Origin of the sequence: Microbacterium sp. Leaf151, assembly GCF_001424225.1 — a bacterium.
Lineage (GTDB): Bacteria > Actinomycetota > Actinomycetes > Actinomycetales > Microbacteriaceae > Microbacterium.
The window spans coordinates 994,099-1,013,071 of record NZ_LMOR01000004.1; the positions used below are offsets into that span (position 1 = coordinate 994,099).

Annotated in this window: 14 protein-coding genes; 5 read left to right on the forward strand and 9 right to left on the reverse strand. The window is 71.2% G+C overall.

Features of this window, described 5'->3' with window-relative positions:
- Positions 1-6 precede the first annotated feature (6 nt).
- The 3 genes from ASF76_RS15330 (at position 7) to ASF76_RS15340 (ending at position 4,149) form a co-directional block, all read left to right on the forward strand.
- Positions 7-1,251: a kynureninase gene (locus ASF76_RS15330; RefSeq protein WP_055960241.1), complete on the forward strand. Its 1,245-nt coding sequence runs from the start codon at positions 7-9 to the stop codon at positions 1,249-1,251.
- 79 nt (positions 1,252-1,330) lie between these two features.
- The gene (locus tag ASF76_RS15335; RefSeq protein ID WP_082485129.1) at positions 1,331-3,079 is read left to right on the forward strand and encodes a cation:proton antiporter; all 1,749 of its coding nucleotides are present in this window, start codon (positions 1,331-1,333) and stop codon (positions 3,077-3,079) included.
- A 593-nt stretch (positions 3,080-3,672) separates the two neighbouring features.
- Positions 3,673-4,149: a hypothetical protein gene (locus ASF76_RS15340; RefSeq protein ID WP_055960247.1), complete on the forward strand. Its 477-nt coding sequence runs from the start codon at positions 3,673-3,675 to the stop codon at positions 4,147-4,149.
- Between the two features lie 26 nt (positions 4,150-4,175).
- On the opposite strand, the gene ASF76_RS15345 is transcribed toward ASF76_RS15340, so the two are convergent.
- Positions 4,176-6,563 (reverse strand): ATP-binding cassette domain-containing protein, encoded by a 2,388-nt coding sequence (locus tag ASF76_RS15345; protein ID WP_055959531.1) that lies wholly within the window; start codon positions 6,561-6,563, stop codon positions 4,176-4,178.
- A gap of 142 nt (positions 6,564-6,705) precedes the next feature.
- Positions 6,706-8,253, reverse strand: a complete 1,548-nt coding sequence (locus tag ASF76_RS15350) for a DEAD/DEAH box helicase (protein ID WP_055959533.1) — start codon at positions 8,251-8,253, stop codon at positions 6,706-6,708.
- 244 nt (positions 8,254-8,497) lie between these two features.
- On the opposite strand from ASF76_RS15350, the gene ASF76_RS17645 reads away from it, so the two are divergent.
- Positions 8,498-8,626, forward strand: coding sequence for a hypothetical protein (locus ASF76_RS17645; RefSeq protein WP_268774910.1), 129 nt, complete (start codon positions 8,498-8,500; stop codon positions 8,624-8,626).
- A gap of 9 nt (positions 8,627-8,635) precedes the next feature.
- On the opposite strand, the gene ASF76_RS15355 is transcribed toward ASF76_RS17645, so the two are convergent.
- The 3 genes from ASF76_RS15355 to recQ form a co-directional block, all read right to left on the reverse strand.
- On the reverse strand, positions 8,636-9,208 hold the full coding sequence (locus tag ASF76_RS15355) for a DNA-3-methyladenine glycosylase I (RefSeq protein WP_055959535.1): 573 nt from the start codon (positions 9,206-9,208) through the stop codon (positions 8,636-8,638).
- Between the two features lie 185 nt (positions 9,209-9,393).
- Complete coding sequence (locus ASF76_RS15360; RefSeq protein WP_055959537.1) at positions 9,394-11,496, reverse strand: acyl-CoA dehydrogenase family protein; 2,103 nt, start codon at positions 11,494-11,496, stop codon at positions 9,394-9,396.
- A 371-nt stretch (positions 11,497-11,867) separates the two neighbouring features.
- Entirely contained in the window at positions 11,868-13,907 is a 2,040-nt protein-coding gene (recQ, locus tag ASF76_RS15365; RefSeq protein WP_055959539.1) for a DNA helicase RecQ, read from the reverse strand.
- A gap of 325 nt (positions 13,908-14,232) precedes the next feature.
- Between recQ and ASF76_RS15375 the strand changes: the two genes are divergently transcribed.
- Positions 14,233-14,748 carry a CGNR zinc finger domain-containing protein gene (locus tag ASF76_RS15375; protein ID WP_055959543.1) on the forward strand — a complete coding sequence of 172 codons (516 nt, stop codon included), beginning with the start codon at positions 14,233-14,235 and terminating at the stop codon, positions 14,746-14,748.
- A 377-nt stretch (positions 14,749-15,125) separates the two neighbouring features.
- On the opposite strand, the gene ASF76_RS15380 is transcribed toward ASF76_RS15375, so the two are convergent.
- From ASF76_RS15380 to ASF76_RS15395, 4 genes are all read right to left on the reverse strand, one after another.
- Positions 15,126-16,580, reverse strand: a complete 1,455-nt coding sequence (locus ASF76_RS15380; RefSeq protein ID WP_055959545.1) for a sodium/solute symporter — start codon at positions 16,578-16,580, stop codon at positions 15,126-15,128.
- Positions 16,577-16,969 carry a hypothetical protein gene (locus tag ASF76_RS15385; RefSeq protein WP_055959547.1) on the reverse strand — a complete coding sequence of 131 codons (393 nt, stop codon included), beginning with the start codon at positions 16,967-16,969 and terminating at the stop codon, positions 16,577-16,579. The genes ASF76_RS15380 and ASF76_RS15385 overlap by 4 nt, the downstream gene beginning before the upstream one ends.
- A gap of 129 nt (positions 16,970-17,098) precedes the next feature.
- Positions 17,099-17,803, reverse strand: coding sequence for a LytR/AlgR family response regulator transcription factor (locus ASF76_RS15390; RefSeq protein ID WP_055959549.1), 705 nt, complete (start codon positions 17,801-17,803; stop codon positions 17,099-17,101).
- Positions 17,800-18,972: a sensor histidine kinase gene (locus tag ASF76_RS15395; protein ID WP_055959551.1), complete on the reverse strand. Its 1,173-nt coding sequence runs from the start codon at positions 18,970-18,972 to the stop codon at positions 17,800-17,802. Before ASF76_RS15395 ends, ASF76_RS15390 begins: the two co-directional genes overlap by 4 nt.
- Position 18,973 lies beyond the last annotated feature (1 nt).

Here is an 18,973-nt window from a genome sequence, read left to right on the forward strand (position 1 = left end):
GATGCGCTGCAGGTGCCGCGTGCCTCTCTCGCGGCCGAAGCGTCGGCCCTCGACGCCGACGACCCACTGGCGCACCACCGCGCCGCCTTCGTCGGTGCCGAGACACCGCTGGTCTACTTCGACGGCAACTCGCTCGGGCGCCCGCCGCGAGCGACGGCCGATCGCCTCGCACGCTTCGTCACCGACGAATGGGGCGGCCGCCTCATCCGCGGGTGGGACGAACAGTGGATGCAGCTCCCCTTCGCGATCGGCGACCGGATCGCGGCGCTCGCGCTCGGCGCGGCATCCGGTCAGACCGTCATCGGCGACTCGACCACCGTGCTGCTGTACAAGCTGCTGCGGGCGGCCCTCGACGCGCAGATGAACCTCGACCCGCAGAGGGTGGAGATCGTCGTGGGCCGCGACGACTTCCCCACCGACCGCTACCTCGTCGAAGGCATCGCGGCCGAGCGCGGCGCCCGCGTCGTGTGGATCGACGTCGACACCTCTCGAGGAGTGGATGCCGCGCTGCTCCGCGCCGCGGTCGGCGAGCGCACCGCGGTGGTACTGCTCAGCCACGTGTCGTACCGCTCGGGATACCTTGCCGACGGTGCCGGTCTCACGCGGATCGCGCACGATGCCGGGGCGCTCGTGCTGTGGGACCTCTGCCACTCGGCCGGATCCGTGCCGATCGAGCTCGATGCGTGGGGCGCCGACCTCGCCGTCGGCTGCACCTACAAATACCTCAACGGCGGTCCGGGCTCGCCCGCTTTCGCCTACGTCGCCGCGCGCCACCAGCGCACCCTGACGCAGCCCGTACAGGGCTGGATGGGGGCAGCCGACGTGTTCTCGATGGGGCCGGTCTACCGGCCTGCCGACGGGATGCGCCGCTTCCTCTCCGGGACCCCGCCGGTGCTGGCGATGATCGCGATGCAGGACACCCTCGACCTCCTGGAGGAGGCCGGGATCGACGCGGTTCGGGCCAAGTCCGTCGCGCTGACCGAGTTCGCGGTGCGGGTCGCCGATGGCATCCTGAGCCCGCTCGGCGTGCGCCTCGCCTCGCCGCGCGACGCCGCCGAACGAGGCGGCCACGTGACGCTCTCGCATCCATCGATGCGGGCCGTGACCGCACGCCTGTGGCAGGGCGACGTCATCCCCGACTATCGCGATCCGCACGGCCTCCGCATCGGCCTGTCGCCGCTGTCGACGAGCTTCGCAGAGACCCTCACGGGCCTCCGCGCCGTCGCCGACGCGGTGCGCGCCGAGGGCTGAAGCGGCCCGCGCGTCGACGAGGCGCCGATCGCCCACGGCCCGGAACGGACTGGCCGCCATGCCGGACTAGCCTCGGAGCATGATCGATCCCCTCCTCGTCGTCCTCGCCGGCGTCGTGGTGGTCGCCCTCGCCACGGTCATCGGGCCGCGCTTCAACGTCGCGGGGCCCCTCGTGCTGCTCGCCGTGGGCGCGGGGGTGAGCCTGCTCCCGTTCGTGCCGCCGTTCGCGGTCGACCCCGAGATCATCCTGGTCGGCGTGCTGCCGCCCCTGCTGTACTCCGCTGCCGTGCAACTGCCGGCCATCGAGTTCCGTCGCGATTTCGCGCCGATCGCGGGTCTCTCGGTCGTGCTGGTCGTCATCAGCTCCGTGCTGCTGGGCCTGTTCTTCTGGGCCGTGATCCCCGGTCTCGGCCTCGCTCTCGCAATCGCCCTCGGGGCGATCCTGAGCCCCACGGATGCCGTGGCCACCTCCATCGCCAAACGCCTGGGCATCTCGCCGCGCGTGGTGACGATGCTGGAGGGCGAGAGCCTGCTCAACGACGCCACCGCGCTGGTGCTGCTTCGCACGGCGGTCGCCGCCGTGGCATCCGGATTCGCGTTCGGTGACGCGGTGGCCGACTTCGCGTGGGCGGTCGCCGTCGCGCTCGTCCTCGGTGCCGTCATCGGCTGGGTGAACCTGCGCGTCCGCGAGCGACTGGCGAACCCCGCAGCCAATACCGCGCTCAGCTTCACGATCCCCTTCATCGCCTACCTGCCCACCGAGCACCTCGGCGGATCCGGTCTCGTCGCCGCCGTGGTCGCGGGGATCGTCACCGGCCAGGGGGCCGCTCGGCGCTTCACCCCCGAACAACGCATCAGTGACCGGCTCAACTGGCGGACGGTCGAACTGGTGCTCGAGGGCGGCGTGTTCCTCGTCTTCGGTCTCGAATTGAAAGACATCGTGGGTGCGAACCTCCGCGAGCACGAGGGGCTGTGGCACGGCACGTGGCTGGCGCTGAGCGCCCTCGGGATCGTGCTCATCGTGCGCGGTCTGTGGGTGGCCGGGCTGATCTGGGTGCAGGGGCGTCGCAGCCACCGCCACGCGCGGGAGCAGGGCCGCATCGAGGGCGCGCAGGACCGCCTCGACAGATTCGAAGCGGCCTATCGCGAGACGCCGGAGCAGTTCACTGCTCGCGGCGCGGATCCCGTACGCACCGAGCGGCGGATCGGGTGGATGCGCACCCGCATCGCCCGCACGATGGCCGACCTCGACTACTACCGCGACACCCCGCTCGGCGCGCGCCACGGCACCGTCATCGTGTGGGCGGGCATGCGCGGGGTCGTCACGCTCGCTGCCGCGCAGACTCTGCCGGCGGACACTCCGCAGCGTCCGCTGCTCATTTTCGTCGCCTTCCTGGTGGCCCTGTTCAGCCTCGTGCTGCAGGGGCTCACGCTGCCGGCCGTCGTGCGGTCGGTCGGTCTCGCCGGTACCGGCGGCGAAGGACCGACGCGGGAGGAGCAGCGCGCCCTCGACGCAGAGCTGCGCGAAGCCGCCAGCGACGCTCTCGGTGGGGGAACGCTCCGGCGACGCGACGGCGCGGCGTTCCCCCCTGAGCTCCTGGAGCGCGCCGGTGCTCGGATCGTGCAGCCGCCCGACGAGGATGCCTCGACCCGCGTGCGCGACTTCCTCGAGCTGCGACTCGCCTCGATCGAGGAGATGCGCCGTCGCCTGCACGACGCGGGACGCGACGGTCGCTACAGCACCGCCGCCCTGCGTCACGCCCTCGCCGAGCTCGACGCCGACCAGCTGAGCCTCGAACTGCGCATCGACGACGGCGAAGACGAGTAGAGGCGAGCGCACGCCCGGCGCTGATCGCAGAGCCGCCAGCGGGTGGAACGTCGCGCGGCGGGGCGGGGCGGGCGTTGGCGCGGGCGTGCCGGGGCGCGGAATGTGCACCGGTCGCAGGCACGGCCCCGAGCCTGACGGGGCGTGGAATGTGCACCGGGGCGTCCGGCGCCCGCCCCGGTGCACATAGAGCGCCCCGGCACCGCGCTCGACCATCACGGCAGCGGTCGCAGGCGCGGCCTCGGGCGTGCCGGGGCGCGGAATGTGCACCGGGGCGTCCGGCGCCCGCCCCGGTGCACATAGAGCGCCCCGGCACCGCGCTCGACCATCGCGGCAGCGGTCGCAGGCACGGCCCCGAGCCTGACGGGGCGTGGAATGTGCACCGGGGCGTCCGGCACCCGCCCCGGTGCACATAGAGCGCCCCGGCACCGCGCTCGACCATCACGGCAGCGGTCGCAGGCACGGCCCCGAGCCTGACGGGGCGCGGAATGCGCCCCGGTGCGGGGCCCGTCGACGGAGGGGGCGAGGAAGTGACCGGCGGCGAACGCGGAGGTCCGTTCACGGAGGCGTGAGGCACAATGGAGGCGGAGGTCTCCATGAGCGATTCGATCCCGACGATGCCGTCATCCGTGGATGCCGCCGGGACCGGCACCGTGCCCCACGCGCACGCCGCGGCAGAGTGCCCGAAGTGCTTCACCGAGCTGCAGAGCGACCGCGATTGGTGGCGGGCGCGTCCGGCCGGTTCGCGGCTCGTCGGCCTCGTCGTCTCACGGCCGGACATGCCGACGGTGGTGCAGCAGCGCGACGACCTCACCCGGTTCGGGGTACCGATCGAGGGCTTCCGTCACCCCGCACCCGAGACGATGGAGGGCTGGGCGAACCGCCTCGATCGCTTCTTCGGAACCCTCACCGGCGGTGACGTGCTCGTGGTTGCGAGCGTGCACGCGCTCGGTGCGACGCGCGAGGACGAGATCCGCGCGATCGCCGACCTGCGTCGGCGCGGAGTGATGGTGAAAGTGTTGCCGCACGGCGACCGGCACCTCCACGACGCGACGTTCAGCACACACGGCTGACGTTCGAACGTCGGCGAGGCGGACGATCAGGCGCCGACGTACCGGGCGAGGTGCTCGGCGGTGAGCGTGGAGCGCGCGGCCACGAGGTCGGCGGGCGTGCCCTCGAACACGACGACGCCGCCGTCGCGGCCGGCTCCGGGCCCCAGGTCGATGATCCAGTCGGCGTGCGCCATCACGGCCTGGTGGTGCTCGATGACGACGACGGTGTTGCCGGCATCCACCAGCTGGTCGAGCAGACGCAGCAGCGTGTCGACATCGGCGAGATGCAGACCCGTCGTCGGTTCATCGAGCACGTAGACCGCGCCCGACTTGGCCATGGATATCGCGAGCTTGAGGCGCTGACGCTCCCCGCCCGAGAGGGTATTGAGGGATTGCCCGAGCGTCAGGTAGCCGAGTCCGACGTCGCGCAACCGGCCGAGCACCGCCACTGCCGGTCCCTTGACGAGGAACTCCCCCGCCTCGGTGACCGACATGGCCAGCACCTCGGCGATGTTCTTACCGTCGAGGGTGTACTCGAGCACGTCGTCGGAGAAGCCGGTGCCCTCGCAGAGCTCGCACACCGTCTCGACGGTGGACTGGAAACCCAGCTGGGTGACGATGACCCCGAGGCCCTTGCACGCGGGGCAGGCGCCCTCGCTGTTCGCGCTGAAGAGCGCGGGCTTGACTCCGTTGGCCTTGCCGAACGCGGTGCGCACCGCGTCGAGGATGCCGGTGTACGTGGCGGGACTGCTGCGCCGAGACCCCTTGATGGCGGTCTGGTCGACGACCACCACGTCGTCGAACGCGGGCAGGTTGCCGTGGATGAGCGACGACTTGCCGGAACCGGCGACCCCCGTCACCACGGTCAGCACACCGCGCGGGACGTCGACGTCGACGTCGCGGAGGTTGTGCTGCGACGCGCACCGGATCGGCATGGCCCCCGCCGCGCTGCGGACGGCGGTCTTCAGCTCGGCCCGGTGATCGAGGAAGCGGCCGGTCAGGGTGTCGGAGCTGCGGAGCCCGGGGACGTCGCCCTCGTACTGCACGGTGCCGCCGTCGCGCCCGGCACGGGGGCCGAGGTCGACCACGTGGTCGGCGATCTCGATCACCTCGGGTTTGTGCTCGACGACGAGAACCGTGTTGCCCTTGTCGCGCAGCTGCAGGAGCGTTTCGTTCATGCGCTGGATGTCGTGGGGATGCAGACCCGCGGTGGGCTCGTCGAACACGTAGGTGATGTCGCTGAGGCTCGAGCCGAGGTGGCGGATCATCTTCGTGCGCTGTGCCTCACCGCCGGACAGCGTGCCGCTGGCTCGGTCGAGGGAGAGGTAGCCGAGTCCGATATGCACGAAGGCGTCGAGGGTGTCACGCAAGCCCTGGATGAGCGGCGCGACCGTGGGGTCGTCGACGGTGCGTACCCAGGCGGCGAGGTCGGTGATCTGCATGGCCGCGGCATCCGCGATGTTGACATCGCCGATGCGCGACGACCGCGCTCCCTCGTTGAGTCGGGTGCCCTCGCAGGCCGGGCAGGAGATAAATGTGACCGCCCGGTCGACGAAAGCGCGCACGTGCGGCTGCAATGCGTCGCGGTCTTTCTGCAGCATGCTCTTGGTGACCTTGGGCACGAGGCCCTCATAGGTCATGTTGGTGTTCGCGATGCGCACCTTCGTCTGTTCTTTGTAGAAGAAGTCTTGGCGCTCCTGCTCGGTGAAGTCCTGCACCGGCTTGTCGGGGTCGAGGAAACCGGACTCGCCGTAGATGCGCACCATCCATCCGTCGGCGGTGTAGCCCGGCACCAGGATCGCCCCGGCGTTCACCGAGAGCGACTTGTCGACGAGCCGGTCGAGGTCGATGTCGCTCACCTGGCCGAGACCCTCGCACTCGGGACACATGCCGCCGGTGATCTCGAAGGAACGGCGCTGCTTCTGCCCCTTCTTCGCACCCGTCGCCAGGGTCACCGCGCCCGCACCCGAGATCGAGGGGACGTTGAACGAGAACGCCTGCGACGAGCCCACGTGCGGCTGACCGAGACGGCTGAACAGCACGCGGAGCATCGCGTGCACGTCGGTGGCCGTGCCGACAGTGGAACGGGCGTTCGCGCCCATGCGCTCCTGGTCGACGCGGATGGTGGCGCTGAGGTTCTCGAGCGCGTCGACGTCGGGACGTGAGAGCTCGCCCATGAACTGCTGCACGAACGTGGGATAGGTCTCGTTGATGAGCCGCTGCGACTCGGCGGCGATCGTGCCGAACACCAGGGACGACTTGCCCGAGCCGCTCACGCCGGTGAAGACCGTCAGTCGGCGCTTGGGCACATCGAGGTCGACGTTCTTCAGGTTGTTCTCGCGAGCACCGCGCACGCGGATGACGTCATGGGCATCGGGATCGGTCACGGGTGCCTCCTCGGGATCGTCACCCAGTGTGGCGGACACCACCGACATCCGCGACGCGCGCGGGTGTCGGTGGGCCGTTGCCGTCACGCCGACGTGCACGGCCGCGGACCCCGCTGCGCCCACGCGAGGGGACCGGCCGAACGCGACGATGCCCCCGCAGACGAATCCGCGGGGGCATCGGAGAAGGGGATCAGCCCTGAGCGCGACGGTTCGTGCGGGGGCTGCGTGAACCCACGACCATGCCGGTCGTCGGAGCGCCGGATGCCGAGCGACCCGCGCCCTGCGGCCGACCCGCACCCGCGCCGGCACGCTGCGTGCCGCCCGCGCCCTGGCCGCGACCGGCGCCGGAGCGCTGGCCCTGACCACGGCCGCCCTGCGGCGCGTGACCGGCTGCGGCGGGAGCCTCGGCCGACTGGCCGCTACCACCGCGTCCGCGACGACGGCGTCCGCCGCCGGCCGACGCGGCATCCTGTCCCTGTGCACGCTCGGCGCGCTTGCGCTGGGCGTTGGCGCCCTGCGAGCGTCCGCCGCCCTGGGGCTGCTCGACGATCGGCTCGGGCTTGACGTAGGGCGCGACCTCGCCGACGAGAGCCACGACCTCGGGCGAGGTGGGGGTCACCGGCTGCGGCGCGGCCGAGATCTTGGCTTTGCGCAGGATGTCGAGGGTGTCGCGACGCTGCTCGGGCAGCATGATCGTCACGACGTCACCGGCCGTGCCCGCGCGGGCGGTACGGCCCGAACGGTGCAGGTACGCCTTGTGCTCGACGGGCGGGTCGACGTGCACGACGAGCTCGACGCCGTCGACGTGCACACCGCGCGCGGCGACGTCGGTGGCGACGAGCACCTTCGCCCGGCCGTCGCCGAAGGCGGCGAGGTTGCGGTCGCGCTGCGGCTGCGACAGGTTGCCGTGCAGATCGACCGAGGGGATGCCGGCGGCGGTCAGCGCCTTCGCCAGCTTCTTGGCCTGGTGCTTGGTGCGCATGAAGAGGATGCGCCGCGCGGTGCCCGACGCGAGCGTCTGCACGAGCTCCTTCTTCGCGTCGGCGTCGGCGGGGGCGAAGACGTGGTGGGTCATCGCGGCCACGTGCGAGTGAGCCTCGTCGACGGAGTGCAGGACCTCGTTGCGCAGGAACCGCTTGACGAGCTTGTCCACACCGTTGTCGAGCGTGGCCGAGAACAGCAGACGCTGACCGTCGGCGGGCGTACGGGCGAGCAGGCGCGTGACGCCGGGGAGGAAGCCGAGGTCGGCCATGTGGTCGGCCTCGTCGAGCACGGTGATCTCGATATCGCCGAGGTTGGCGAACCCCTGGCTGATGAGGTCTTCGAGGCGGCCCGGGCAGGCGACGAGGATGTCGACGCCGGTGGCGAGCGCGTCGACCTGGCGCTTCTGGTTGATGCCGCCGTAGACGGTGGTCGTGGTGAGCTGGAAGGCCGCGGCGAGGGGCTTGATGACCTCGTCGATCTGGTTCGCCAGCTCACGGGTGGGGGCGAGCACGAGCGCGCGGGGCTTGCGCCCGCGACGGCGGTCGGTCTTCGCCGCGAGCCGCGCGACCAGCGGGATCGCGAAGGCGAGGGTCTTGCCCGAGCCGGTCTTTCCGCGGCCGAGCACGTCGCGTCCGGCGAGGGTGTCGGGCAGGGTGTCGGTCTGGATCGGGAAGGGCTCGTTCTTGCCCTGTGCGGCGAGAACGTCGACGAGGGGGGTGGGAACGCCGAGGTCGGCGAAAGTCTGAGACGTCATGAATACTCCTGCCGCGGCGCACGCGCGCACGGCGGTTCGGGATGCCGCGATGCTGCGGCTGCAATGGGCGAAGGCGCCAAATGGCGCATCCGTTCGCCGTGAAGGTCAAAGGCCCCAAAAGAGGGGGCCGGTGCGTTCGACGACGCTGGGAGCGAGAGCTCCGCACACCAGTGTACCGGGTGAGCGGCGTATCTCCGTCGCACGGAGGATCCGCCGCCATCTCGCCCCTCGTAGCCTCGAGATCATGGATATCGCATCGATGATCATGGGCGCATCCATCGCCTCCATCGCCTGGATCGCGTTCTACCCATTCGCGCAGATGCGCCGCCTGAAAGAACTCGAGGCCCGGCATCAGGCGAGCGCTGAGGACTGAGCTACGCGCTCAGCCCACTGCGCGCCAACACCCCGCGACGTGATCGTCGACCATGCCCGAGGACTGCATGAGGGCGTACATCGTGGTCGGACCGACGAAACGGAATCCTCGGCGACGCAGCTCTTTGCTCATCGCGATCGACTCCTGCGTCACCGCCGGCACCTCGGCGAACGTCGTCGGCGGTGCATGCCGGACGGGCGCGAAGGACCACATCAGCTCGTCGAACTCGCCCTCGGCCATGTCGGCCACGATTCCGGCGTTGCCGATCACGGCCTCGATCTTGCCGCGATGGCGGATGATTCCGGCATCCTGGAGCAACCGCTCGATGTCATCGGGACCGAAAGCCGCCACGAGTGACGGCTCGAAGCCGTGGAAGACCTGACGGAAGCGCGGACGCTTGCGCAGGATCGTGATCCAGGCCAAGCCCGCCTGAAAGCCCTCGAGGCTGAGCTTCTCGAAGAGGGGACGGTCACCGCGCAGCGTCGTGCCCCACTCTTCGTCGTGGTAGCGCTGATACTCGGCGTCGCCGCCCGCCCAGGCGCAGCGGATCACTCCGTCGGCCCCGGTCAGCAGATCACTCATGCCCTCAGAGTAGGACGGACGTCCGACACCCCGCGAAGAGCACTTCCCCACAGGCGATCCCGCGAGACCAGGGCCGAAGCATCCCCTGAGGGCCTGTCCTCGAACGATCTCCTGCTCTCGCAGGGCTGCCCGAGAAGACCGCCCCGCGTCGAGAGGACGCGGGGCGGTCTTCGTGCGACGGCAGATCAGCGCGCGGGCTTCTTCTCCGGCACGGGAGCGTTCCCGGATGCCGCCAACTCGGCGTAGTAGGCCGCGGCCTCGTTCTGCCGGTCGTCCTCGACGCCGGTCGCGATGGACGCCCGGACGTGCTCGGGGCCGTAGCCGAAGGCATCCACGAGATCCTGGGCGTGCGGGCGCAGCCGCGCGCAGAGACGGTCGATGTAGCTCGAGACGGCGGACCCGCGCTGCATCGAGAGTCGCCCGTTGATGAGGTGCCACGCGAGGTGCTTCTCGATCAGCTGCAGGCCGAAGAGGTCGCGCAACCAGGTCAGCACCCGCAGGGTGTCGGGGTCGTCGATGCGATTGATGGCGTCGGTGAACGCCTCCCACTGGAGCAGCTCGCCGTGAGCCCGGGCAGCTTCGATGAGCTCCGACTGGTTCTCGTTGAACAGTGCCGCGGCGTCGTCACGCGAGAGCCGGGATGCCGGACGCAGGCGCCCCGCGATGTCGGCCACCATCTGCTGCACGCGGCCCGCCAGCAGGTCGTGCTGCTGCTCGGCGCGGAGCCCCTTCTCGACCGAGCGGGCGGTGGACCCGAAATCGCTGACGGCCTGCCCGAGCTGACGCATCCCGGCACCGTGGAAGAGCTTGCCGGCGGTCTGGCCCACGGCAAAGGCGGCGAGCTGCTTGGCATCCTTGCCCTTGAACTGGCGGGCGTAATCGGCGAGCAGGCGCTTGCCCACGAGCTGGAGCAGGACGTTGTTGTCGCCTTCGAAGGTGACGAAGATGTCGAGGTCGGCGCGGAGCCCCACGAGGCGGTTCTCGAACAGGAAGCCCTGCCCGCCGCACGCCTCGCGCGACTCCTGCAGCGTGTCGAGCGCGTGCCAGGTCGACAGGGGCTTGAGGGCGGCGGCGAGGGTCTCGAGGTCTTCACGATCGGCGTCGGTGTCGAGGGCGCCGCTGAAGACGCCGTCGAACTTCTGCAGGAACTCGTCGTGCGCGAAGATCTCGGCGTAGGTCGTCGCCAGGCGCGGCAGCAGGCGACGCTGGTGCTTGCCGTAGTCGAGCAGGGTGACCTCGGGGGTGCCGCTGCCCGAGTCGAACTGCCGGCGCTGGTTGCCGTAGGTGATCGCGATGATCAGGCCGATGGCCGAGGCCCACGCAGCCGCGCCGTCGAGTGACACACGACCCTGCACGAGGGTGCCGAGCATCGTGAAGAACCGGCGACCCGGGCTGGGGATGTCGCTGGAGTACGTGCCGTCGGCGGCGACGTCGCCGTAGCGGTTCAGCAGGTTGGTGCGCGGGACGCGCACGTGATCGAAGTGCAGACGGCCGTTATCGATGCCGTTGAGCCCGCCTTTGAGGCCGTCGTCTTCTCCGCCGATGCCGGGCAGGAAATCGCCGTTCTCGTCGCGCAACGGCACGTAGAAGCAGTGCACGCCGTGATTGACACCGTCGGTGATCAGCTGGGCGAACACCGTTGCGGCCTTGCCGTGCAGGGCGGCGTTGCCGAGGTAGTCCTTCCACGCGCCGCGGAAGGGCGTGTGGATGACGAACTCCTCTGCGGCGGGGTCGTACGTGGCGGTCGTGCCGATCGCCGAGACGTCGGAGCCGTGTCCGGTCTCGGTCATGGCGAACGCGCCGGGGATGTCGAGGCTCATGATGCCGGGTAGCCACTTCTCGTGGTGTTCGGCCGTGCCCAGCTGCAAAACCGCCGAGCCGAAGAGGCCCCACTGGACACCCGACTTGATCTGCAGGCTGGGGTCGGCGGCGACGAGCTCCTCGAAGCCGGCGATGTTGGCGCCGTTGTCGTCCTCGCCGCCGAAGCGCTTCGGGAAGGCGCGATGCACGGCCTTGTTCTGCACGAGCAGATGCAGCTGACTCAGGGTGCGCTCGCGGTGCGCGTCCATGCCGAGGCTGTCGTCGCGCCACAGCGCGGGGTCCTTGATCATCTCGCGCGCCGCGCGGCGCGTGTCGGCCCACGTTCCGAGCAGCAGATCGGTGACCCGTTCGGTATCGATGCGGGCTTCCGCGGCCTCGGCGGCGGTGTGCGCCGCGGTGGGCGCACCTCCGACGGGCGTACGCGTGCTCGTGGCGGGCGTGGTGGGACGGACGGCGGCGTCGGTCATTCTCGGCACCTCTCGACGGGGCTCAGGGATGCCAATAACGGTAGGTGTTCGACAACGTCCCGGCAATCATTGTGTGGATGCGCGACAAGCATGCCGGGTGGCGGACCGCGGGGTCGTTGTGGATGGTCAACATTCCCGGGAGCGCGCCGGGCGGGCGGGTGATCGCCGGTGCGGAACGGGATGCGACGGGCGGGCGCCGGTTTCGTGCGGCTCGGCCGCGATGGGGGGCCGCGACGGGTACGGCGCGAGGGTCATGACGAGGGGTCGCGCGCAGTGGGAACGTCGGGCACGCCGGCGGGAGCGCGACGCACCCATGCTCGCCCCAACCATGTCGCGGCGCGAGTTCCCCCGTCAGTTCGCGGCGAGCACCGTCAGTTCGCGGCGACCACCGTCAGGATGCCGTCGCCGTAAGCCTCGCGCTTCTTCGCACCGATGCCGGTGATGCCGTCGAGGTCGCCGACCGACGCGGGCCGGGCGGCGGCGATGGCACGCAGGGTGGCGTCGCCGAAGACGATGTACGCCGGCACGCCCTGCTCGCGGGACTTCTCGGCGCGCCAGGCGCGAAGGGCCTCGAACAGGTCGCGGTCGGCGGGGGCCACGTCGTCGGCGCTGGATTTGCGCTGACGGCTCCCTCCACCGCTGGAACCCGCGCGCCCGAGCACGTCGCGCCGGAGGGGTACCGGGGCTTCGCCCCGGAGCACCGGCGCCGACGCCTCGCTGAGCGCGAGCGTGCCATAGTCGCCCTGGGCGACGATGATGCCCCGGGCGAGCAGCTGACGGATGACGCTGCGCCAGTCCTGATCGGACAGGTCGGCGCCGAGCCCGTACGTGCTGAGACGATCGTGGCCCTGCTGCGCGATGCGCTCGGTCTTCGCTCCGCGGAGGATGTCGATGAGGTGTCCAGCACCGAAGGCCTGCCCGCGCTCGCGCTGCAGCCGCACGATCGTCGAAAGGAGCTTCTGGGCGGCGACGAGACCGTCCCACGTGTCGGGCGGGGTGAGGCAGGTGTCGCAGTTGCCGCACGGCTCGGACCGCTGCCCGAAATAATCGAGGAGGTTCTGCCGACGGCATCCGACCGTCTCGCACAGGGCGAGCATGGCGTCGAGGTGCTGACCGAGACGCAGCTTGTAGGAGCGGTCGCCGGGCGACTGATCGATCATGCGGCGCTGCTGCACGACGTCGCCGAGGCCGTACGCCATCCACACCACCGAGGCGTCGCCGTCTCGGCCGGCACGCCCGGTCTCTTGGTAGTACCCCTCGACCGACTTGGGCAGGTCGATGTGGGCGACGAAGCGCACGTCGGGCTTGTCGATGCCCATGCCGAAGGCGATCGTGGCGACCATGATCACCCCGTCGTCGCGGAGGAAGCGCGACTGGTTCGCCGCGCGCACGGATGCGTCGAGGCCCGCGTGGTACGGCAGTGCGTCGAGGCCCTGGGTGCAGAGGTACGCCGCCATCTGCTCGACGCTCTTGCGGCTGAGCGCGTAGACGATGCCCGCCGAGCCCTCGGGCTGGCTCTTGATGAACTGCACGAGCTGACGCCGCGGGTCGACCTTCGCGTCGATGCGGTACTGGATGTTCGGGCGGTCGAAGCTCGCGACGAATCCGCGGGCGTCGCGCAGGCGCAGACGCTCCACGATCTCTTGCGCGGTCGCCGGGGTCGCCGTCGCGGTGAGCGCCATGCGCGGAACACCGGGGAAACGGTCGGCGAGGTCGCCGAGGGCGAGATAGTCGGGGCGGAAGTCGTGACCCCACTGCGATACGCAGTGCGCCTCGTCGATCGCGATGACGCTGAGCCGGCCGCGCGCGAGGAAAGAGAGGGTCTGGGCACCGTTCAGGCGCTCGGGGGCGACGTAGAGCAGGTCGAGTTCGCCCGCGAGGTAGGCCTGTTCGACGGCCTGCCGTTCGGCCGGCGACTGCGTGGAGTTCAGGTAGCCCGCTCGCACGCCGTTGGCGATGAGCGCCTCGACCTGGTCGTGCATGAGCGCGATCAGCGGGCTCACGACCAGGCCGGTGCCCGGCCGCACGAGCGCGGGCACCTGATAGGTGACGCTCTTGCCGCCGCCGGTGGGCATGAGCACGACCGCGTCGCCGCCGTCGACGACGTGCTGCACGATGTCGGCCTGATCGCCGCGGAACACGTCGTAGCCGTAGACCTCGTGCAGTACTTCGCGGGGGTCGCGCCCGGTGAAGTCGCGCACCGCCGGGAGTTCGCGCGCGGTGCCGGTCGCCACCACCGCTCGCGCGAACGGCGACGACGGGTCGACCGGAGGCGGCGGGGCATCGAAGTCTTCGGGCGGGGCGAACTGATCGGGATCCCAGTCGGCTCCGGCGTACGGGTCGTCGAGGACGTCGTACCCCTCGGACGGCGCGTCGGCGTACGGCTCGGGTGCAGCGCCGGGATGAGTCACCCCTCCACGGTAACCCCGGCCGCCGACACCGACCTCGACGTGGCATCCATCGGTGCGATCACCCGGCTGGGGAGGAGGGGCTCCAACTCCGCGCGAGGACGGGGATCAGCCGATCACGCGTGAAATCGCCGACGCCGGCGTCACGCAGGCCGGATCGAGATCGACCCGCCGTGCGACGCACTCGGCGCAGCGGACATAGCGGACTCGCCCCTCGCTCGTCGCGTGCACGGACTCGGTGAGCCAGGCGTGTTCGTGGAGGAGGGCGGGAGCAGCGGCCGGGAGCAGTCGAGGGGCGGTCATGACCTCAGCGTGATGTAATGCCGTTATGCATCTCAACCCTTACGGGGAGTACGCCGCCCTCCTCGCGGCATCCCTCGCCAACGACTGGCCGCACGACCGCGCGGGCATCGAGGCGCGCACGATCGAGAAGGGGATGACGATGCGGTTCCCCGTGGCATCCGACGATCACATCGAAACCCGACGCGTCATCGACGAGTGGCTCCGAGTCGTGGACGCCACCGACCCCGACGAGCGCGCGCTCCTGCTCAACGCGCAGATGGCCGCGGTGACGGCGTACCCGCGCCTCACCGACCACGACGGCGAAGGATGGCACCTGCACTACCGCGACAGCGACGAAGCCCTCCCGCGCGTTCTCGCCGCCGTGATCTCCGTCGGCACCTCGCTGCACCTCGTCACCCGCGGAATGGAGCGCCTCGGCCGCTGCGCCGCCGACCCGTGCGCGAACGTGGTCGTCGACGTCACGCGCAACGGCCGGCAGCGCTACTGCTCGGTGCGGTGCGCGAATCGCGCCGCCGTCCGCCGGCATCGGGCGCGCGGCTGACGCGACCGGCCGGGCCCCCCGGCGCGACGGGCCGGGCGTCCCGGGCGCCGAGAAACGGCAGCCGCGCGAAGAAACGCGTCGTCGAGGCGTCAGCAGGCGACGGGCATCGACTCCCCGAGCCCGCTGCGCAAACGCGATTCGTGCGCATAAACACGGTGACACCGCATTTATGCGCACGAACAGTGTTTATGCATACGCGCACCGCGGTTCATGCCTGCACGCCCGTGCCCGCGTTCATGCGTGCGCACACCACGCCCCGCGTTTATGCATGCGCGGCCCGCGCCCCCAGCCCCCGCGCCCCCAGCGCCAGCAATGCACGCGCCGCCCCGCGCCCCGCGCCGGCGATCGACGCGCAGAGCCGCGCCATCAGCCGCCGCTCACGCGTCCGGCGTATGCAACCGCGCCAGATACCGCTCGACCCGCGTGGGTGCGCCGCCGCGGTCGAGCAGCGACACCGCGACGATGACGATCGTCGTCAACGGAATGGTCCACGCCGCCGGCTGAGTGACGATCACGGCCCACCCGCCCATGCCGCGCAGCGCGCCACCGGCCAGGAGCGCGGCGCCGCACGACACGGCTCCGACCACCATGCCCGCGACCGCGCCTCGCGCGGTGAGCCGCGGCCACCACACGCCCAGAAGCAGCACCGGCGACAGCGTCGACGCCGCGAACACGAACACCAGGCCGACGCTCGCGACGAGCCCCGCGGGTTCGGTCAGGAGCGCGACGGCGAGCGGCACGGCCGTGCACACCACCGCCGAGAGCCGGAAGGAGCGCACCCCGCCCCCGAAGACGTCTTGACTCACGACCCCGGCGAGCGAGACGACGATCCCCGACGACGTTGCGAGGAACGCGGCGAAGGCCCCCGCCACCAGCAGCGACGTGAGCAGCTCCCCCACCAGGCCCGGGAACACCCGCGACGGGAGGGCGAGCACGACGGTGTCGGCGACGCCGGGGGCGGCGAGGTCGGGGGCGACGACGCGCGCGATCAGTCCCATCGTCGACGACACCGCGTAGAAGGCGCCGATGAGCACGATGACGACCACGGTGGTCCGCCGGGCCGACGCGCCGTTCGGACTCGTGTAGAACCGCACGAGCACGTGCGGCAGGCCGATCGTGCCGAGCAGCAGGGCCAACAGCAGCGAGACGGTGGCATAGGCGTCGATCGCGCCCGGCCCGCTCTCGGCGGGGAACACGCGCGCGGTGTCGATGTCGACGCCACCGCCCGACAGCGCCACGAGCAGGAACACCGCCGGCACGAGCAGTGCGGTGAGCTTCAGCCAGTACTGGAACGCCTGCACCGCGGTGATCGCGCGCATGCCGCCCGCCGCGACGATGCCGGCGACCAGCACCGCCACGAGCACACCGCCCGTCCACCGCGGCACGTCGGCCACGACGCCGAGGGCGAGCGATGCCCCGTGCAACTGCGGCACGATGTACAACCAGCCGATCACGAGCACGACGACACTGGTCACCCCGCGCACCGCGCGCGACTCCAGCCGAGCCTCGACGAAGTCGGGGATCGTGTACGCCCCGCTCCGGCGGAGCGGAGCGGCCACGAACAGCAGCACCAGCAGATAACCGGCCGCGTACCCGATGGGGAACCAGAACCCCTCCGCCCCCGACAGCAGCACGAGTCCCGCAAGGCCGAGGAAGGTGCCCGCTGAGAGATACTCCCCGCTGATCGCGGAGGCGTTCCACACGCTCCCCACGCTGCGGGACGCGACGAAGAAGTCGCTACGGGTGCGAGAGGAGCGGATGCCGGCGAATCCGAGCACCGCGGTGGTCACCACGAGCAGCCCCACCGCGGCGAGGTCGAACACGGGGTTCACGCGGGATCCTCGGGTTCGGCGAGTTGCCGGTACCGGCGCTCGTTGCGGGCGGCGGCGCGGGCGTAGATGAGGGCGAAGACGAGGATCAGCGGATAGAACCCGTAGGCGTGCAGCAGCCACGACAGGGGCACCGACCACACCGCGGGATCACCGAGCGTCGGCAGCGCCGCGATCACCCCGGCGAGCGCTGCGGCGACGACGACGAACGCCGCGACGCACCCGAGGGCGAGACGCAGCTGGGCGCGCACCAGCCCGCGCGAGAAGACGTCGTCCGCCTCGTCGGCCACGCGGCCGGGCAGCGCGAAGCCGCGCGTCGCCGGCCGCGACACCCGGCCCGCGGTGGATGCCGTGACCCGCACGCGCGGAAGGGGGCGCGGATCGTCGGTCATGGCATCCCATCGTGGCATCCGGGATCGTCCGCGTCGACGGGACGACGCACGGACCGATGGCGTGGCCGTGTATACGGCGAAGCGCTCGTCCCGCGCGCATTCCCCGAAGTCAGCGACCTGAGGAGGGCGTCAACGTAGGAGCGCGTCGCGCACGGCCGACACGAGGCGTCGGCTCACCGGCAGCTCGATCTCGGCGAGCGCGACCGTCGGCGCGGACCCCGCCAGGCGCACCTCGGTGACGGCGTCGCGGTGGACGAGGTACGAACGGTGCACGCGCACGAAGCCGGCGTCGGCCCACCGATCGGCGAGGTCCGACAGCGGAACGCGTACGAGGTGATCGGATGCCGCGGTGTACAGGCGCGAGTAGTCGCCGTTCGCCTGCACCCACCGCACGTCCGCCCGGCGCACGAGACGGGTGTGGGCTCCCACGGTGACGGGGATGGTCTCGTCGTCGGTCGTCTCAGCGCCCGAACCGGCCGCGAGCGCCCGCCCGAGGGCGCGCGACAGCCGCTCCACGCGCACGGGCTTGAGCACGTAGTCGACGGCTTCGAGATCGAAGGCCCGCACAGCGCCCGACTCGTCGGCCGTGACGAACACCACCGCGGGGCGTATCCGCAGCTTCGCGGTGGCCCGCGCGAGGTCGAACCCCGTCAGCCCCGGCATGTGGATGTCGAGGAAGGCGACGGCCACCTCGCCCCGCTCGAGCACCCGCAGCGCCTCGGCCCCACCGCTCGCGGTGTGAACGACCGACACCCGCGGGTCGGCCGCGAGCAGCGTCGCCAGTTCGTGCAGGGCGGGCGCCTCGTCGTCGGCCACCAACACCGCGACGCTCACGGGCGGGCCGTCTCGTGCTGCGGCTGCGACTTGGGCACGCGCAGGCGCACCGAGGTGCCTGACCCGACGTTCGTCTCGACGACCAGTCCCCCGGCCGGACCGTACAGCTGCCGCAGACGCGCGTCGACGTTGCGCAGACCGACGTGCGACGACGAAGCGTCGAGATCGAGCAGCGTCGCGAGTTCGTCGGGGTCCATCCCCACACCGTCGTCGTCGACGATCACCTCGGTGTGCGTGCCGTCGTCGATCGAGGTGACCGTCAACACGCCTCCGTTCTCGCGTCGCTCCAGCCCGTGGCGCACCGCGTTCTCGACGAGCGGTTGCACCGACAGGAACGGGATGACGGTGGCGAGCGTCTCGGGAGCGATGCGCAGCCTCACGGTCAGACGGTCTCCGAAGCGGGCCCGCTCCAGTTCGAGGTAGGAGTGGATGCTGCGCAGCTCCTCCGACAGCGTCGTGAACTCCCCCTGCCGCCGGAACGAGTAGCGCGTGAAGTCCGCGAACTCCAGGACGAGGTCGCGCGCACGGGGCGGGTCGGTCGAGATGAAGGATGCGATCGCCGTGAGGGCGTTGTAGATGAAGTGAGGGCTGATCTGCGCCCGCAGCGCCCTCAGCTCCGCTTCTGCGAGAGCCGCGCGCGACGCGTCGAGACCGGCGAGCTCGATCTGGGCGGCGCACCAGTCGGCGACGTCGCCCGTGGCCCGCACGAGCGGCGCGCGGACGTCGGCGGCGAAGGCGACGACGGCGCCCCAGACCCGCCCGTCGACGACGATCGGCGCGCCCACGGCGGCCTCGCCCGCCTCGGTGAACACCTGCCGACGCCCCGACTCGTACACGCGGGCGGCGACGCGGCGGGCGGGAGCGGCGAGGACGTCGGGTCCGTCGATGGCGACCCGATCGGCCGCCGATTCGACGATCGCCACCGCGTCGGCGGCGAGGAGCACGCGCAGGTGCTTCGCCGCGCGCGCGGCATCCGGCTCGTCACGTCCGCCGCGGAGGGCCGCCGCCGCAGCCGCCGCCACATGCAGGGTGCGGTGGGTCGCCCGTTCGGCGTCGCTGCCGAGGTCGCGCGGGGCGAGCGCGAAGCGGCGGGCGAAGACCAGGACGAGGGTCAGCACCGCGCCCACGCCGACGCCCGCGGCACCGGCGAGGAGCGGGGCATCGAGCATT

Excerpts from the sequence above, each read along its gene's own strand:
- ASF76_RS15335 (WP_082485129.1), top strand. The coding sequence starts at position 1,331 with ATGATCGATCCCCTCCTCGTCGTCCTCGCCGGCGTCGTGGTGGTCGCC.
- ASF76_RS15340 (WP_055960247.1), top strand. The coding sequence starts at position 3,673 with ATGAGCGATTCGATCCCGACGATGCCGTCATCCGTGGATGCCGCCGGG.
- ASF76_RS15345 (WP_055959531.1), bottom strand. The coding sequence starts at position 6,563 with ATGTCGGTGGTGTCCGCCACACTGGGTGACGATCCCGAGGAGGCACCC.
- ASF76_RS15350 (WP_055959533.1), bottom strand. The coding sequence starts at position 8,253 with ATGACGTCTCAGACTTTCGCCGACCTCGGCGTTCCCACCCCCCTCGTC.
- ASF76_RS17645 (WP_268774910.1), top strand. The coding sequence starts at position 8,498 with ATGGATATCGCATCGATGATCATGGGCGCATCCATCGCCTCCATCGCC.
- ASF76_RS15355 (WP_055959535.1), bottom strand. The coding sequence starts at position 9,208 with ATGAGTGATCTGCTGACCGGGGCCGACGGAGTGATCCGCTGCGCCTGG.
- ASF76_RS15360 (WP_055959537.1), bottom strand. The coding sequence starts at position 11,496 with ATGACCGACGCCGCCGTCCGTCCCACCACGCCCGCCACGAGCACGCGT.
- ASF76_RS15375 (WP_055959543.1), top strand. The coding sequence starts at position 14,233 with ATGCATCTCAACCCTTACGGGGAGTACGCCGCCCTCCTCGCGGCATCC.
- ASF76_RS15385 (WP_055959547.1), bottom strand. The coding sequence starts at position 16,969 with ATGACCGACGATCCGCGCCCCCTTCCGCGCGTGCGGGTCACGGCATCC.
- ASF76_RS15395 (WP_055959551.1), bottom strand. The coding sequence starts at position 18,972 with ATGCTCGATGCCCCGCTCCTCGCCGGTGCCGCGGGCGTCGGCGTGGGC.